Below are 18,814 nucleotides of genomic sequence, written 5' to 3'. Positions count from 1 at the left end.
TGCGAGAATTTTTTTTATGCTGTTACTTTGGTATGTAATGCCATTCTGGTTGCCAGAATATGTTCACAAGGTCCTTTTCGCAATTGATTTGATTTGTAAAAAGAACATTCGCAATTTCCTTCAATAAGTCGGTTGTCTTTGTCTATAACCGCCAGAGTTGTGTAAGTGAAATTTTTATCAGTTACTTTTCCTTTAATTTGCAATTGATCGCCTTTTACATCTGAAGTGATTTTTATGCGATTTTCGGCTATATATTGATTTGCAATTTCTTCTTGCGGACTTGCAAAACGCAATGTTTTCATATTCAAAGGTTCCTGAGTCAATTCACGCACGCGATATAATCCTAGATTTAAATCATAGATTACTCGTCCGGCTTGCGTATAAGCGGTTAATGATGCAGAAACTGTCGATGGATCAAGATTTAGTTTTTTGGCTAAATTATCAGAAGTATCAAACCAGTTTTCTTTCAATGCATTGAAAACTTTTTCCTGCGTAAATAAATCGACATTGTTTCTTGGCGCCATCAAATCGAAATTTCCTGCAGTACTCCAATCGTTTTTCGTCCAGCCGGATAATCCTAAAGTATAAGACATATCGCCTAAATCGGCAATGAAAAAAGAAGGCAAACCAGAACCTAATAAAACAACTTTAAAATTCTTCGCAATCGGAATCAGTCTTTCTAAAATTAGTAAACGGCGTCTTCCCCAAATACGAATTGTTTTGGCTTCATTTCCTTGAAAAATCGAACGATGAAAGGTGATTTCGTCATGCGTAGGTTCAAATATAGCTTTGATAGGTTTGTCCGGTTCAAGAACAAAACGTAATGCTCTTGGACCTTTCTTTTCTTTGAAACGACGCAAATATTGACATAAACTAAAAATATCCATTGGATGCAAATCCAGCACAGTTGCAGGAAGTGTCATTGCAGAACTAACTTGCAAAAATCCTCTAACCCAGGAATCCGGTAAATCTATTTTCACCTCTTTATAGACTTGTTCATTTGTAGTTTTAGCTTCAAAACCAGACGGATCAATCTTAAATTCGGTTTCTTTATAATTTCTTATTTTCTGGAATTCGTTATACAATCCTTCAGAATAATCGATGTTTGTTGTTCCACATTTAAAATCACTGATCTCGGTGAAAATATTATAATTACAACTTAATTTTCCATAAGATGATTCGTCTTTACTGAAACATTCAAAAAAGACTTCATCAGGATGTACCGTAATTACAGGATCTAAAACATACCAGGCATCTTTGTCATTTTTATAGAGATAATCAAAATAGGCGCTTTTAGCTTTGTTAAAAGGCCCCAGAATTCTACTTTTCTCTTTTTGAACGGTGCTTAATTCTTCTTTTAATTCCTGAATGCGTGCGCGAACAGTTTCAATCTGAAAATCCGCCATATATTCGCTAAGCCACAATTTTTCTTGTTCTGCAGCCCATGATTTGTATTCTTCTTTATCCTTAGGAAAAAAACGTAAATCTGAAATTACCACGTCATGCAACGCAGAAATAGCTTCTCTAAAAGCGATTTTTTGATTTAGTTTTCCAACAAAAAAAGTAGGTTCTCTCAAAGTATCCGGCGCAAAACTCATTCCGGTACTATTAGAAGTGTTATTTATAGTGGTGCTTCCGCTGTATTTATAATCAAATAACATAACTTAGTTTTTAAGGATTAAATGGGTATGCAATTGCGGATATAACGTTTTTAAATCTGTCAAAATAGAGATACAATTTGCTTTATCCTGTATGGTCACAGTCGCCGAAATTTCGTCGATAATTTGCGTTACAAAAATGGCTGCATCTTCACTTTTCTTTCCTTCCTGAAGTAAGAATTCGAAAATACGCTGTTTGGCAATTCTCGCTTTATGTACACGCGTTAATACAGAACGGAAATAAAATTCAAGTTCTCTCAATTTAGGCAAGTTATCTGTTGCATAAGTATTAAGATAATTGGTCACAAAAAACTGAATGTTTACGCTTGGATGTTGGCTTAATTTGGTCAAATAAGTCACGCCATCATCAGGATTGAAATATTTGGTAATGATTTCTTTTCCAAATTGTTCAACAGCCGGCAATACAGAATCTACGATACTAATCAGACATTCTAAATCCCAATCTGTTTCGTCAAATTCGGTTTTGAAAAAGTTAAACGCAAATGTTCTCGTATCGTCCCAAGTTGTGTCTAATATTGCTAATGCATTATTTCTTTCAGCACGAATTCTTTCTTTTTTGTCCATAAAATAATTCCAACACCATTGACGAATGGCAAGGATTTCATGGTTTCCTAAAGAGATAATCTGGCGAATTGTAAAATCGTCTTTACGAGTATATTTTTTCAATATTTCGTAACCCGTTAATTGACTTTCTCTGTAATTAGCGTGAATTAGTTTTATAACATCTCGTGGTTCCAGTGCTGTATTCCAATGATTTGTGGTTTCTTCCAGAATGAATTTTTTGAAGATCAAATGTGCGCCTTCGAATTTTTCTTTTCGAATCATCGCATAAACCGTATTACGAAGTGCAATGTCGATAATATTAGAATTTGATTTACCTAATTGCGTAATGCGCTCTATAACAGATTCTAAAACATCTTGGTTCTCATTGTTTAATAAATCTAATAAAGATTCAGTATTTGCCAATAAGTAATCGTTCTGATAGTTATTTAATAACTGAATACCATTTTTTCTAATCTCATTATTTGCATCTTCTAAAAACAAAGCGATCAATGAAAACGGAATTTCTTTAGAATCGACTGTTTTAGATTTTAGAATTAGAATAGAACTCGCTAACAGATTATTCGTTTTTAAATCCGAAGAAATTAAACGAGCAACAATATCCCAGCTTAATTGCTCAAGTTGTGGCGTTGCTATTTTTTTAAGTCTGTCGATTGCGAGAGTTGCAAGAGCATTGTTTGCATCAGATTCTTCAAACGTAAGAAGTTCAACGATAACTTTTCCGGTTATGGCTTTGGCTTTATCTTCTGAAAATCTAAAATTTTCTAATGTATTTGTTATCCAGCTTTTTAAATCAAAAACTTCATTAAAAATTAGTTTTACAACAAATTCAGTATCACTTAGAAAAAGATCTTTGTTTGATAAAATGTGATTTTTGGCCCAATTTCTTGCCGCTTCGGTTTTAGAATTCAATACATCGCCAATAAAACCAATCTGAGTAGAAAGTGTATTGTTTTTCAGGACTATAGTTTCAAATCCTAAATTGTTTGGAATCCTGAAATTACTATTCAGTAAATTTAAAATATTTGTTTCATCAAAATTATTGATGATCGTATTAAAGTCATTTCTCGCTTTTAAATTTCCGTAAGCAAAATTATGAATAATATTCATTTGCGCTTCCATTATCAGGTGAACATAAGCTTCCGGAAAAGCGTCCCAATGTTCGGGAAACAATTCTAAACGATTTGAAGCGGTTTCTACGATAACTTTTGGTTCTTCGGGAACTATGAGACTTTGAGTTTTTTTCTCAACTTCTTTTTTACCAAAAAATGTTGAAAATGCTTTTTTAGCAACGTCTAATACAGAACCTGAATTTTGATCTGCTGCCGTATTTGTATTCTTTTCTTCGGTATTTACTTTACTACTTATTTTGGTTGCCTGATTTATATCGAAATAATAATTTTTACTCGAGAAAACTTCCTGATTTAAAATGAATTTCATCGATGGCATCAAAATTCGCTTCTTGTCATTTCCAAATAAAATGGTTGATAACAAAAGCAAATTCGAACACTCAGGATAATCTACAACAGTATAATAATATTTTTTATCATTATAATTGTATTGTCCATAAGTATTTAGAGGCTCTTTTTGGGCTTTGCTATAATCATTCTCCGTATACTTTGATAAAATTGAAACGGCAAACTTCAGATATTTTTTTGCATCTGTTTCAGAATCCATTTCGTTTAAAAAGCGAAGACTGTTTTTCTGGAAATAGGTTTTGGTAAAATTCGAGAATGCAATTTTACTGTCTTTTCCTCTAAGTTCCTTTCCAATATTTAACCTTTCATTTATAGCGCTGATAAATTGCGAGTTATAATAGTCATCTTCCAATGAAACTGTTCTGGTAAACATTGGAGCTTCATTCTCAAATCTATAAGCAAGAACGGCAATTACATCGGCATCATTTCTTAAATGTGCCAGTTTGTAAATGGCTCTGATATGCTTGAAATAAGGCGGTCTGAACGGAACTGCTTCAAGTAAGAAAAGCACAATCTCATGTAAATTACGATCAAATTTCGCTACTAAGTATAAAGCCGTCAGATAATTGATAGCGCTGTTTTGTAATTCTTCTTTTAGAAAATTTACTAACGAATCATAATCTTTTTTATCGATATAATATCTTGCTTCTTGCGGAATTGTCTCAAGAATTGTCGAGATATGTTTTTGTAATTCCGTCTCTTTCAGGATTTCTAATAATCCTTCGTGAGCCAGATTTTTTATGTAATCTTTTTGTTTGTTTTGTAAAGCGTATGATCTAAAAACTTCTTCGGCTGTATCCGATTTAAATTTTATTAAAGCCCAAATCGCAGAGTAAGTTTGTAAATCATCGCCTTTTGAAGCTAATTTAATGATGTATGGAATCGCTTCTTTAACTTCTAATAAACCTGCTTTCCAGATAACACGGCTGGTTTTCCATTGAGTTTTAAAACTGTTTTTACCCATTACAGCATCTTCTAAACGCTGAAGAATAACTCCGTTTATAGAATCTGGTTCAACACTTTCGAAAGAAGGAAGATCGATTAATGTCTCTATTTCAGAAGCATATCCTTTAACTTTTTTCTCATTTTCGAGTTTATCAAAAATGATTTGCGCTTTTTCTTCCGAAACATATTCCGGTGTTTTAGTTCCGTCTTTTAAAACACTTCCTCTTCGTCCGTATCTAAAATTTACCACATAATTATTGGCATCGATACTGCACAAGTCGATTTCGTATACTTTATCTGAATTCCCTTCTTTATAGAAAAGTTTAATCTGTTTAATTAATTTCATGATTCAAAAAGGGTATTAATTAAAAAATATTCCACCAGTTTTCTGGCTTTTGTTCCATTTGTACTTCTTTTATTTCCTCAGGAATAATCACAGGAATTGGAATCACTTTTTCAGGAATATTTGTTTTTTCAATATGAGGCTGACCGTGTTTTGCAATAATGTTTTTTAAATTTTGTTTGAAGAGTTGCCCTTTCTCAGGATTGACCATATTTACATAATTAATGTAACCTTCAATGGCATTGATTAGGTGAATTGCTTTTCCCCATTGTTGGTCTTTCCATCCGTTTTTTTCAATATTATGCAATACGGCACGGAATTTTCGCAACTGAATTCTGTCAACATTTAGCTTCTTGTTTACAACAACTCCGGTCACTTTTTGCTGCATACCTTTTCGCATCACGTGAACTTTGTCGGGATGAATTATAAAACCTTCTGATTCAATGATTTTTTTGGTAAAAAACAATAAACGAGATACATTTTGGCTGTTTTCTTCAGTAGTCGAAAAACTCATATCGTCAGCATAACGTGTATAGCTGAAGTTTAATTTTTTGGCTAATCCTTTGATTTTTTGATCCATTTTATAAACAATCATATTGCTTATCGCCGGACTTGCGGGAGAACCCTGAGGTAATTTGCGTTCGCCGGATTGTACATAATAAGTAACGCCGTCTAATGTGGTTTCGTTAATCTCAGAATAAGTACATAAGAGACTTAAAATTGTAGCAATTTCCTCAGAATAACCAATTTTATGAAACAACCCTTTTACTCGTTTATGAGTTACTGTCGGAAAAAAATCTTTTAAATCGATATTAACGACAATGTCTTTATTAACGTGAGGCGCTGCATTGGTTACAATAGAACGTTCTTTTATAAAACCATGCGCTTCAACAGTATAAGGTATTTTATGAAGTATATTTTCTAAAATCCAGGTTTGAATTTCTTTTAATTTTGCTTTTGGAGCTGATATTTTGCGTTTTCCGCCAGATTTCTTTTCAAGCTCAAAAGTATGATAATGGTTGATTTTAGAAACTTTTCGATTATAAGCAAGATATTGTAATGCTTTCAGATCGATTTGCATGCTTTTCGCTAAAGCCAATGCATCTTCAAAAACAGGCAAATTGTATTTTTCTAAAATTTCAGGATTGGTTTCTTTAGTATTTAAACCTTTAGATACGGTTTCGCCCAAATAAAGAATTTGCTGTTGCTGAAGTAATTTCCAGTTTTCAGCTTTCTCGAGCCTTTTTTTCTCTTGGTTTAATTTGGTTTCAGCCCTTTTTTCTTTGGCGATTTTCATTCGGGCTTTTCGCATTTCGAGAATCATTGCTTCTCTATTGCTAAACTTCCTGTCTTGTGCCAAAAGCTCATTTAATTCCTTCTCAACCTTTGCTTCTTGTTTGATAAGAATTTCAGATAGAGTAGGTTCAGATCCTGATTGCCAGAATCCTAAACGTTGCATTTCTTCTAATATGTAGCTATCTTTTGAGGTAGCTTTTATTCTATCATAAATTTGTTGTTTACTAAGCTGTTCAGACATATTACAATCGCTATTTTACATTAAAAAGCCCTATTGAAGCAATAGGGCTTAAAGTTTAAAACCTTCGTATTTTCTAAGGACTATGTCTATCAACTCCCGAGAAAAGGTACTATGCGTACAGTTAATCTCGAGGAGGTGGAACCGAAACTGTACGCATAGTACCTTTTCTCATCCATAAGATAGAAGTAGTGCTGAATGTTAAATAATCTTACACCGATGACGAAACATCATCATTTTCTTTATACAAGAAAAGCAAGGTATTTCTTAAACTCAAAACAAACATACTAAAAAACTTTTAATTGAATACTACTAAAAGTGAAAATAGATTGCACTTTTTTTAACATTTTTACGAATCTAATTCTGAAAGAAAAATAACGTTTTACAGACGCGATAAATTGAAGTTTTATTAGTCTAAAATTAAAAACGGCCGTTCTTTTGGAACAGCCGTTTTCGTGGTTATATTATTCTGATTTATTAATTTTGACCATAAATCTTAACGTAAAGATCTTTGTAAATTTCTTTAATGATTTTACGTTTCAATTTTAAAGTAGGAGTAAGTTGTCCGCCATCGATAGACCAAACATCCGGAGTTAATTCAAAACGTTTGATTTTTTCCCAGTGTCCGAATTTTTCATTAATTCCTTCCACTTCTTCATCAATACGTTTAATTACATCAGGGTTTTCACTGATTTCTTTATCTGTACTTCCTAAAGTGATTTTATGAATTTTTGCCCATTCTTTTACGAATTCAAAATTTGGCTGAATGAAAGCACCCGGCATTTTTTCGCCATCTCCAATTACCATGATTTGCTCAATAAAACGAGATTGTTTCATAGCGTTTTCAATCAATTGTGGAGCAATATATTTTCCACCAGAAGTCTTGAACATTTCTTTCTTACGATCCGTGATTTTCAAGAAACCTTCGCTGTCAATTTCACCAATATCTCCTGTGTGGAAATATCCGTCGATTAAAGCTTCGGCAGTTTTTTCAGGATCTTTAAAGTAACCTAACATTACGTTTGGTCCTTTGCAAAGAATTTCGCCATCTTCAGCAATTTTTACTTCAACATTGCGAATTACTTTTCCAACAGTTCCAATCTTGAAACCTTTGTTTCTTTGATCGTTTACCGCAATTACAGGAGAAGTTTCAGATAAACCGTAACCTTCCATAACCGGAATTTCAGCAGCAGCAAAAACTCTTGTTAAACGTGGTTGTAAAGCTGCACTTCCGGAAACCATTAAATCTAAATTTCCTCCCAAACCTTCTTTCCATTTACTGAAAATAAGTTTTCGTGCAATCTTTAATTGAAATTCATACCAAAAGCCATTTGCCCCGTATGGTTCATATTTTAAACCTAAATCAATCGCCCAGAAAAATAGTTTTTTCTTGATACCGGTTAATTCAGTTCCTTTTGCATAAATTTTATCGTAAACTTTCTCTAAAAGTCTTGGTACAGCTGTAATAACAGTTGGACGAACTTCTTTTAGATTGTCACTAATCTTGTCAATTGATTCTCCAAAATAAACAGAAACACCATAATATTGATAGATGTACAAAATCATTCTTTCAAAAATATGGCAAATAGGCAAAAAGCTCAATGCAGTACTTTTTCCCGGATCAAACGGAATTCTTGGCGCACTGTCCAGAACATTCGAAACAATATTTTTATGAGAAAGCATTACACCTTTTGGTCTTCCTGTAGTTCCTGAAGTATAGATAATTGTAGCCAAATCATCTGTTTGGATACTATCTTTTCTGGCATCAACTTCACTTTGATTGCTTTGGTCTTCGCCTAATAGTAATAAATCAGTCCAGTGTTTGCAACCCGGAATTTCGTTAAACGAATAAACTTCTTTTAAAGTAGGAACATTTGCTTTAATAGCATTTACTTTTTGAAGTACTTCATCATCAGATACAAAGCAGTAAATACTACCGCTGTGGTTTAATATATATTCGTAATCTTCTTCAGAAATTGTTGGGTAAATAGGAACGTTTTGCGCACCGGTTTGCAGAATACCAATATCCATGATATTCCATTCTGTGCGGTTATTTGATGTGATTAATGCAATCTTATCATCTTTTTGAACGCCCATACGCAATAATGCTCTTGAAACGGCATTAGCTTTTGCGATATAATCCTGGCTAGATGTTTTTTCCCAGACTCCATTTTTTTTGGTTGCCAAAGCAACTGGTAAGTTATAAGTTTCTTGTTGATAATAGGGAAAATCAAAAAGACGTGTAATTGAAGCCATGTTTGTTTTATTGAATTTTATTGCAAATTAAATAAAAATTAGGTATAATTTTTAATTTTGTGGAATTTTATGGTAAAATTTATAAGTACTCTTGAAAATCAACGAAAACGTTTTCTTTTTTGTAATATTTTTTCTAAAAATCAAGAAATATTTATTTTTTGCTATAATTTTCGGATAAACTACTGAACATTGTAATCCACATATTCTTTTACGCGTTCTCCCATCAGGAACATTTTTTTCTTGGTAAAATGAATGGAGAATTGAGAATAAATCCAATTGTCACTATCATTGTTTCTGTACCAAAATGTGTACGATGCACTATTAAAACCTTCCTTAAAAACCGGAACGCCTTCTTCTGTACATTCGATTCCCCAGTTGATCTTTTTTTTGCTTAAATCATCAGATTGAATAACTCCTGTTCCATCAGGATTTAATACTGTAGTTGGTTCTTTTTGTCCGGCAATCGAAAAAGTTCCCGGAACCGGATAACCAATAGTTGTCGTAATATAATGATCGCGACCATTATAAGTAATTTTATCTACCTGAACTTGAGAATAAGAATGTGTAGAAACAAAAAATAATGCAATAAATAAAAGACGTAAAGATTTCATTCTTTGTAGGTTTAATTGTTTTTGGAGTTTCAAAAAGAGCCAGTGGCAGGATTCTTTTTTGCGAATATAGTTCAAATTTCAATAGAAAAATGAATCCCAATTACAAGAATGAATTTATTTTTTAACATTTTTATTTTGCCTGAATATTACTCTGTAGAAAACTGATTTTCTAATAATTTTTCTTTAAAATCAGATTTAAAAGTATAAGCAAATGTCAGCATCAAAGCGCGCGTATCTGATTTATTCGTTCGGTTATTGCTAAACAAAGCTGTATTGTTTTTGTATCCGCTTTCAAGCGTATTAAACATATCTGTAACGACCAATCCTAAACGGGCGTTTCCTTTTCCAAGTTTTTGCTGAAAACCCATATCTACATTATATATAGGTATTCTTTTTCCTTGCGGAGTTGCCAATGCCGAGTTATAATTACCTATTATCTGAAGTTTTCCGCCTTTCCACGGAACAAAATTATTGATGATTTTTCCGTACCAGTTAAAAGCATTACTTACAACATCTTGTGCCAAATTTGAAGCGTTTATTTTTTGCTGAAAAGCCGTTACACTAATATTAGCGTCATAGAAACCAATTGGCTTCAAATTGAAAATTGTTTCAACGCCATAAGTAATAGTACTTCCAATATTTTTAGGCATTAATAAAATTACTCCATTGTCCTTAAGTTCTGCATATTGCCTGATTGCATCAGTTGCATTTCTGTAGAAAGCATTTGTTGAGAAAGAGTATTTTGACCATTCTTTATTATAGCTTAATTCGGCAATATGAATGATTTCTGGCTTTAAATAGGGATTTCCACTATGCGGATTTAAAGCATCTGTAATATCCATAAACGGATTCAAATCATCTAAATCCGGGCGATTGATACGTTTGCTATAACCAATTTTGACAAAATCATTCGATTCTAAATTCAGTTGTAAAGAAGCCGAAGGAAAAATTTTTAGATAATCATTATTAAAACGATCACTATTATTTTGCGTTGCGCCATTATTAGAAACATTTTCGGCACGTAAACCTAAATTGTATTTCCATTTTGGATTATCGGCAGTTCCAATAAAAGAGTTCAACATTCCGTAAACAGCATTTATTTGCTCACTATATTTAAAACTATTGCTCGAAATTGGATTAACAACATATTCGCCATTAACCAAATCAGCGCTTTGAAAATCCGAATCAAAAGAGCGAAATGTTCCTTTATAACCCGTTTCTAGAATCGATTTTTGAGAAACCGGAAAAGCATAATTTACAATCGCATTCGAGATATTTTCGTGTTCATAATTGTGTGTCCTTTGCAATAAAGCATCATCAATTTGTTCCTGATATTGATCGTAATTATAAGTATCAATATCCGTGTTTTCTTTGTGTCTGTTAAAAGATGAAGTAAGACTCACGTTCAGACTTTTTCGATCATCAGCAAACTTTCGATCATAATTAAAAGCCAATTCACCCACTTTTGAACGTTCCAATTCCAGAGAATGTCTTCTATTGTCCGAGTAAAATTGGTTTGCGCTCGTATTAACATGCGTGTATAAAGTTTCGTCATTATCCTGAGTTTCCAGATTTCCTAAAGCTTCAAATGAAAAACTGTTTTTATCATTTGGAGAAAAATCGATATTGAGTTTTAAATTCTGTAAACCTTCTGTACGTTCGTCATTTCGTTTTTGGTTGATGAAATGTTCATCATCAATAAAATAATTGGTTCGTTCGGCATTTATTTTTTTGGTTCGGCCGGCAAAACGATTGTCATATCCAAGACCGAAATTCCATTTCTCTGTTTTATGATTTAAAAGTATAGAACTGTTTGCTCTTCCTTTGGCACCAAAACCACCGCCCAAAACCATTGCGCCGTTCATGCCGCTTTGGTTATTTTTCTTTAGTTTGATGTTGATAATTCCGCTTTCTGCATTAGCATCATATTTTGCCGTTGGATTACTGATTATTTCAATACTTTCGATACTGCTTGCCGCAATTTGATCCATATTGGTAATAGCCGAATTTTTTCCGTTAATTAAAATCATCGGTGATTTACCTCTCAAAGTTATTCCGCCTTCAGCGTCTACAGCAACTGTCGGAATATTTTTAAGCATATCAGTCGCAGTTCCGCCAGATTGAGAAATATTCGAAACAGCATTAAAAATAAAACCTTCATCCGTTTTCTGAATCTGTTTTTTAGCAGAATTAACCACAACAGTATTCAATAAATTGGTGTCGTTTTGCAAAGTGATTGTTCCTATAGAAATCGCAGAACCTGAAAACTTCACTTTTTGAATATTGGTTTTAAACCCAATTAATTTGAATTGCAATTGATAATCACCGTTTAGAATATTGTCTAATGCAAAATTTCCTAAAGCATCAGTTACGGTATAAGCTGCGACTTTTGTAGAATCGTTTGCATTTTTTAAAATAACATCTACAAATTCTACCGGAAGATTTCCGTCAGAAATAGTTCCTTTTATAGCTGCCTGATTTTGACCAAAAGAAAGCGGGCTTATAATAAATAAGAGAATAAAAAGTAAAAGATGTTGTCTGCAATTTTTCATGAGACAAAGATATTTATCACAGTAAATGCGCTTGCTTAAACTGCCTTAAGATATAATTAAATTAGACTTAGATACTATTTAATATAAAACCCGTTGGGCAATGTCATTAAGTTAAGGAAGATGTCTTTAAGACGACACCGAATATAAATCTCTCGCAAAGTCGCGAAGTCGCAAAGAAAGTGCATTTAAACTTTGCGACTTTGCGTGATTTTTTTAAGTCATGATTGTCTGAAAAAGCTTAACTTAATGATATTGCCCGAAGCCTTGGGATGTATTGTAAATAAGTGAAACGTCTTTTTTTAAGATCCAAAATTCTATGTTTCTATGTGTTAAAATTAATTTTACCCAACGGGATAATATTTTAGTGTCAAAAAAGGGTGTTTTTCCCCTATAAGAAACAGGAAAAACCACTGGTGATTTGAAGATCGACAACAGTATTTTTATTTTTTTAAAATGCGGAAGCCGAAAAGCAAAAGAGTAGGCATTAATTTAATACTAAATCAAATGTTAACCGCTCTTTTAGCAATGTTCTGGTGGGGAATTGTATGTCAGTATTGCCACAACTTTCAAAAAAAATAAAATAAAAATGCCTCAGTTTTAGGGATAGCACTGAGGTATTTTTTTATATAAGGATCATAAGTGGTTTTTATCACGAATTTTTCTGATTTCATGAATCTGTTTTTTGGGGAAAACTTTATTAGTGAAATTGCTTCGCCAGTTGGTTATTATCCTTACCGTGGCAAAAAAAAAGCGCTCAAAATTTTGAGCGCTTTTTTAATAAAATATGTTTTTTAGATTTTCTCAATCCATTTTCTTGCATTAACAAAAGCTTCATGCCAAGGAGAAACTTCATCATTTCTGTCTTTTGGATAATGAGCCCAGTTCCATTGGAAAGTTGAACGCTCAATATGAGGCATCATAACCAAATGTCTTCCAGTTTTATCACACATCATTGCTGTGTTATAATCAGAACCGTTAGGGTTTGCAGGATAGCCTTCGTAAGCATATTTAGAAACAATATTGTAGTTTTCTTCCGCAAGAGGTAAATTGAATTTTCCTTCTCCATGAGAAACCCAAACTCCTAAAGTACTTCCAGCCAAAGTCGATAACATAACCGAGTTATTTTCCTGAACTTTTACAGAAGTAAAGATACTTTCGTGTTTGTTACTTTCGTTATGAAGCATTTTTCCGTGAACTTCATGCTCTGGATTAATAACTTCCAATTCCATAAACAACTGACAGCCATTACAGATTCCAACAGATAAAGTATCTTCTCTTTTAAAGAATTTATCCAAAGCTGTTTTTGCTTTTTCGTTATATAAAAATGCTCCGGCCCAACCTTTAGCAGAACCTAAAACATCTGAGTTAGAGAATCCTCCAACTGCACCAATAAACTGAATATCTTCAAGAGTTTCACGACCAGAAATTAAATCCGTCATGTGAACGTCTTTTACATCAAAACCAGCTAAGTACATAGCATTTGCCATTTCACGCTCAGAATTACTTCCTTTTTCACGAATAATAGCTGCTTTTGGTCTTGGTTTTGAAGCGTCGATTACTGGTTTTTTTCCTGTAAAGTGCGCTGGGAAAGTATATTGTAAAACTTGATTTTTATAGTTTTCGAAACGTGCCTGAGCTCTTCCGTTTTTAGATTGTTTTTGATCTAATAAATAAGAAGTTTCAAACCAAATGTCTCTGTAAGCTTTAATGTCTAAAGTCCAAAGTCCAAGGTCTAAAGTCTCGTTTGTCGTTACCGTACCTAATTTGAAGAATTCGATATTGTTAGCTTTCAATTTAGCTTCAACAGCTGCATCTGATTTTGCCTGGAAAACGATTCCGATGTTTTCAGCGAAAAGGATTTTCAATAAGTCTTTTTCCGCGAAAGCGCTGAAATCAATTTTTGCTCCAAGATTTACATCAGCAAAACACAATTCTAATAAAGTAGTAATTAAACCACCGCTTCCGATATCGTGTCCGGCTAAAATTTGGCTTTCGCCGATTAATTCCTGAACTGTATTAAATGCATTTTTGAAGAAAGAAGCATCTTTTATAGTAGAAGTTTCGTTTCCGATTGTGTTTCTGATTTGTGCAAAAGATGAACCTCCTAATTTGAAATCATCCTGAGACAAATTGATATAATAAATAGAATCTCCGTTTTTCTGTAAAACTGGTTCAACTACTTTTCTAATGTCTGTACAATTTCCTCCAGCCGAAATAATAACCGTTCCCGGCGCAATTACTTCGTCGTTTGGATATTTTTGTTTCATCGAAAGTGAATCTTTTCCTGTCGGAATATTGATTCCCAATTCGATTGCAAAATCTGAACAACCTTCAACAGCAGCATATAAACGAGCGTCTTCACCTTCGTTTTTACAAGCCCACATCCAGTTTGCAGATAATGAAATTCCTTTTAAACCATCTTTAATTGGCGCCCAAACAATGTTTGATAACGATTCTGCAATAGCATTTCTACTTCCTGCAACCGGATCAATCAAAGCAGCGATAGGAGCGTGCCCAATAGAAGTCGCAATTCCTTCTTTACCTAAATAATCCAGAGCCATAACCCCAACATTATTCAATGGCAATTGAAGCGGTCCTGCATTTTGTTGTTTAGCTACTTTTCCACCTACACAACGGTCAACTTTGTTTGTCAACCAGTCTTTTGAGGCAACTGCTTCTAAACGTAAAACGTCTTGTAAATATTTTTCGAAATCTGCCTTATCATAAGAAACATCAGCATATTTTCTATCAATAGTTTTATCTGTCATAACCGTTTTAGGAGAACTTCCGAAGAAATCTTCTAAAGCATAATCCATCGGTTTTGAACCATTTGATTTTGATTCGAATGTAAAACGGTGATCTCCCGTAACATCTCCAACCTGATACATTGGCGAACGCTCTCTGTCAGCGATTCTTTGTAAAGTATCAATATCTTTTTGACCAATAACCAATCCCATTCTTTCCTGAGATTCGTTACCGATAATTTCTTTTGCAGAAAGTGTAGGATCTCCAACTGGCAATTTATCCAAATCGATTAATCCTCCAGTTTCTTCCACCAATTCCGAAAGACAGTTTAAATGTCCTCCAGCTCCGTGATCGTGAATCGAAACAATTGGATTATTGTCGCTTTCTACTAAACCACGAATGGCGTTAGCAGCACGTTTTTGCATTTCAGGATTTGAACGTTGTATCGCATTTAATTCAATTCCTGAACCAAAAGCTCCTGTATCTGCAGATGAAACTGCAGCTCCACCCATTCCGATTCTATAATTTTCTCCACCAAGAATTACGATTTTATCGCCTTCTTGTGGTTTCTTTTTAATTGCCTGATCTAATTTTCCGTAACCAATTCCGCCCGCTTGCATGATTACTTTATCGTAACCAATTTTACGGTCGTTTTCTGAATGTTCGAAAGTTAAAACCGAACCTGTAATAAGCGGTTGCCCGAATTTATTTCCAAAATCAGAAGCTCCGTTTGAAGCTTTGATCAAAATATCCATTGGCGTTTGGTATAGCCATTTTCTTTCTTCAACGGCATTTTCCCATTTTCTGTCTTCGTTCAAACGAGAATATGAAGTCATGTAAACTGCAGTTCCAGCTAATGGAAGTGAACCTTGACCACCAGCTAAACGGTCACGAATTTCTCCTCCTGAACCAGTTGCAGCTCCGTTAAAAGGCTCTACAGTTGTTGGGAAATTGTGTGTTTCTGCTTTTAAAGATAAAACCGAATCAAATTCTTTTATCTCATAATAATCTGGTTTGTCAGCTGTTTTTGGTGCAAACTGCTGCACTTTTGGTCCTTTTACAAAAGCAACGTTGTCTTTGTAAGCAGACACTATATCGTTAGGATTTTCCTGTGATGTCTTTTTGATTAATTTAAAAAGAGAAGTTTCTTTTTCTTCACCGTCAATTACAAAAGTTCCGTTGAAAATTTTGTGACGACAGTGCTCTGAATTCGCTTGAGAGAAAGCAAAAATCTCTGAATCAGTTAACTTTCTTCCTAGTTTTACAGCAAGATTGTCTAAGTAATCAACTTCTTCCTGGCTTAAAGCCAAACCTTCGACTTTGTTGTAAGTTGCAATATCATCGATTTCCAAAATTGGTTCTGGCTGAACATTAATTGTGAAAATCTCCTGATCTAATTGATTGAATTTTTGTGAAAGCATTGGATCAAAATCCGTGAAATCTTCCGTTGCCGGATGAAATTCTTCAATTCTGATAATGCCCGGAATACCCATATTCTGAGTAATTTCTACAGCATTTGTACTCCAAGGTGTGATCATTGTGGCACGTGGACCAACAAAAAAATCCGTCAAGGCGGATTTTTCGATCTTATTAGAGTTGGCAAAAAGCCAGTTTAGTTTTGAAATGTCTTGAGCCGAAATTTCGTTTTGCGTTTGTACGGCAAAAACAGTTTTGCTTTGGTTTTCAAAGAAATGGATCATTGTGATGTGTAGTTTGTTGTATTGAGGTGCAAATTTAGTGTAAATAAATAGTAAGCGCAAATTTGAAAACAAACTCTTTTGAAAAAATATATACGGTGCTTTTTTGAATCCTAATATGGGTAGAGACGCACAGCAGTGCGTCTATCTCGCAAACAATTTTTTTTTAATCTCGCAAAGCCGCAAAGCCGCAAAGCCTATTTTTTTAAGCTTGGTAAATAAAAAACTTTGCGACTTTGCGTCTTTGCGAGCAAAATCTCCAAAAACTTAAATTGACTTATATCACTTATATGGTTAAAAAAAGAATAAAAAAAAAGCGGCAATATTGCCGCTTTTAGCTTAGTAAGCACTCATTTTTAATTAGTTGATAAGGATCTTTTTGTTGAAATTTTCAGAACCTTTACTAATATGAACAATGTAGATACCTTTCGGTAAATTATTTATCGTTGATAATGAATCTGCGATATTTGATCTCTCAAATATTTTCTGACCTAATATTGAAATTATCTCGATAGAATAGGGTGCTTCTGAATTATTAAAATAGATTGTGAAGTTTCCGTTTGAAGGATTTGGATATAAAATGATTCCTGTTGAATTTGCTACAGTTTCAGGTGTTTCAACTGCTGTATCTTTAACTAGTTTTGCACCTAAATTTGAACATGTATCTGTGGTAAATGAATCCCATTGTGATGCCAAATTAAATGTAGTACTTGGAGCCGTAACAGTCGATTTTCTTCTTAAAGTAACATCTGCAGCAAAATTTGCTGTTCCGCCATTAAAAGTTCCGATGATGTCTATTAAAACTCCGTTTTTGAATAAACCAACAGCGTCATTTCCGTTAAAAGTCAATTCTGTAGCAGTTGTAGAAATATTTGCTGAACTTGTTGGATAACAGCTTGAAGCCATTGAACTGTTTACGATCGTGAATTTACTTCCTGATGTTAATGTTCCGCTCAAAGCTAAACCTGTGCTCCATGATCCCGCACCATTCGTTTGTTTTTTTACGGTGTAAACAGATAAGCTCACAGAAGCGCCTGTATTATTGGCAATTTCTAAAGCTTTATTGTTTCCTGAACCTTCAATATATTCAGAGAAAAGTAAGTCGGTTGCAGATCCACCAGTTCCGCTGCTGTTTGTTGTAACCGCAATTGTATTACTTGACGCAGAAGCATTTCCTGCTGCATCTTTTGCTTTTACATAAATAGAATAACTTGTTGAAGCTGTCAAACCAGTGATAGTTGCTGTTAATCCCGAAACAGTTGTTTTTAAAACGCTGTTTGCATAAACATCGTAACCTGTAACACCAACATTATCTGTAGAAGCTGTCCATGAAACAGTAATAGATGTTGAAGTTTTGGTTGTAGAAGCTAAACTCGTAGGAGCTGTTGGCGCCTGAGTGTCTCCTGAAGGAGCTGTTCCACCCCAAATTTGGTTTACATATTCCGGATGATCGATGTATGGATTTCTGTTGTTTTGACGTGCATAAATAGCATTGTTTCTTGCAATTTCTCTTGCGCTAACTGGATCTTGTGCGTTCCAAGCCAAAAGAACATTTAAAAATGCTGTAGTAAATACTTTGTTGCTTGAACCGTCAAACATCGCATATGAATATCCTGCAACGGTATTTTCGTAGCGTGTTGCAAAATAGAAATACATTCTTGCAATATCGCCTTTAAATTCATTAATTGGTTCAAAAACAGTTCCTGAATATCCAGACACAGAACTTGATCCTAATTTTCCTCCGTTTTGTGAAGTATAAGTTGCTGAACCTACAGTTCCATGCGGATAATTAGAACGCATTCCGTTTACTTTTCCATCAGTTGGAGTAATAAAATGAGCATCGGCAACCATTGGAGATTGTTCGTTAAATACAGATTGCGGAATAATATGCTCTCTGTTATAACAATCACCTTCTACAGAATAATTCCCACATCTTTGTGTGCTTCCTGTACTATAATTATAAGGATCTGTTCCTGAGGGATTTTCAGAATACATATCGAGAACTGTTCCGTCGTTTTCATAAAAATTATCAACATCAGAAGTTTGATATGTGGTGTACAAACCTGCATATCCATTATCAGTATGGCCTTTAATGATGTTGTATAATTGAGTCTTTAAAGTGTAACCTGTTCCGGTTGCTGTGTTATAATAACCAGACGGAATCTGAGCAAATGTTGCCGTAAAAACAAGTAATAATAAAAAAGTGTAGAGTTTTTTCATAAAATATAGGTTTAAGATTTCAGCTAATAATAAATTGATTTTTAGTGAGTTAATTTAGTTATTGTAGCAAATCTACTATTTTTATGAATGCGTTGCGTTAAGGAAAGATTATTTTTAGATATATTTTCTTACGGGTGTATTTTTACCATGTAAGTTATATAAGTTCATTTTAGAAAGGTGTTGAAATAATCTC

The 18,814-nt window shown here is 33.8% G+C and carries 8 protein-coding genes; all 8 read right to left on the bottom strand.

The genetic code is table 11. The features are described from left to right. Nucleotides 1-14: 14 nt before the first annotated feature. Nucleotides 15-1,661 carry an SWIM zinc finger family protein gene (locus tag WN975_RS11760; protein WP_337966705.1) on the bottom strand — a complete coding sequence of 549 codons (1,647 nt, stop codon included), beginning with the start codon at nt 1,659-1,661 and terminating at the stop codon, nt 15-17. A gap of 3 nt (nt 1,662-1,664) precedes the next feature. Next, nucleotides 1,665-5,009, bottom strand: a complete 3,345-nt coding sequence (locus tag WN975_RS11755; protein ID WP_337966704.1) for a WGR domain-containing protein — start codon at nt 5,007-5,009, stop codon at nt 1,665-1,667. 19 nt (nt 5,010-5,028) lie between these two features. Further along, on the bottom strand, nt 5,029-6,543 hold the full coding sequence (locus WN975_RS11750; protein WP_337966703.1) for a reverse transcriptase family protein: 1,515 nt from the start codon (nt 6,541-6,543) through the stop codon (nt 5,029-5,031). Nucleotides 6,544-7,017: 474 nt separating this feature from the next. Continuing rightward, nucleotides 7,018-8,796: an AMP-dependent synthetase/ligase gene (locus WN975_RS11745; RefSeq protein ID WP_337966702.1), complete on the bottom strand. Its 1,779-nt coding sequence runs from the start codon at nt 8,794-8,796 to the stop codon at nt 7,018-7,020. A gap of 179 nt (nt 8,797-8,975) precedes the next feature. After that, nucleotides 8,976-9,407: a hypothetical protein gene (locus WN975_RS11740; RefSeq protein WP_337966701.1), complete on the bottom strand. Its 432-nt coding sequence runs from the start codon at nt 9,405-9,407 to the stop codon at nt 8,976-8,978. Nucleotides 9,408-9,553: 146 nt separating this feature from the next. Then, nucleotides 9,554-11,959 (bottom strand): outer membrane beta-barrel family protein, encoded by a 2,406-nt coding sequence (locus WN975_RS11735; RefSeq protein WP_337966700.1) that lies wholly within the window; start codon nt 11,957-11,959, stop codon nt 9,554-9,556. Nucleotides 11,960-12,750: 791 nt separating this feature from the next. Beyond that, a complete protein-coding gene (gene purL, locus WN975_RS11730; RefSeq protein ID WP_337966699.1) occupies nt 12,751-16,404 on the bottom strand; it encodes a phosphoribosylformylglycinamidine synthase in 3,654 nt (1,217 codons plus the stop codon). Between the two features lie 357 nt (nt 16,405-16,761). Further along, nucleotides 16,762-18,621: an endonuclease gene (locus WN975_RS11725; RefSeq protein WP_337966698.1), complete on the bottom strand. Its 1,860-nt coding sequence runs from the start codon at nt 18,619-18,621 to the stop codon at nt 16,762-16,764. Between the last annotated feature and the right edge of the window lie 193 nt (nt 18,622-18,814).

The sequence above is a fragment of the uncultured Flavobacterium sp. genome (assembly GCF_951805225.1).
Taxonomy (GTDB): Bacteria; Bacteroidota; Bacteroidia; order Flavobacteriales; family Flavobacteriaceae; genus Flavobacterium.
Note: the sequence above shows the minus strand (reverse complement) of the source record. Positions and strands in the feature narration are given on the sequence as shown.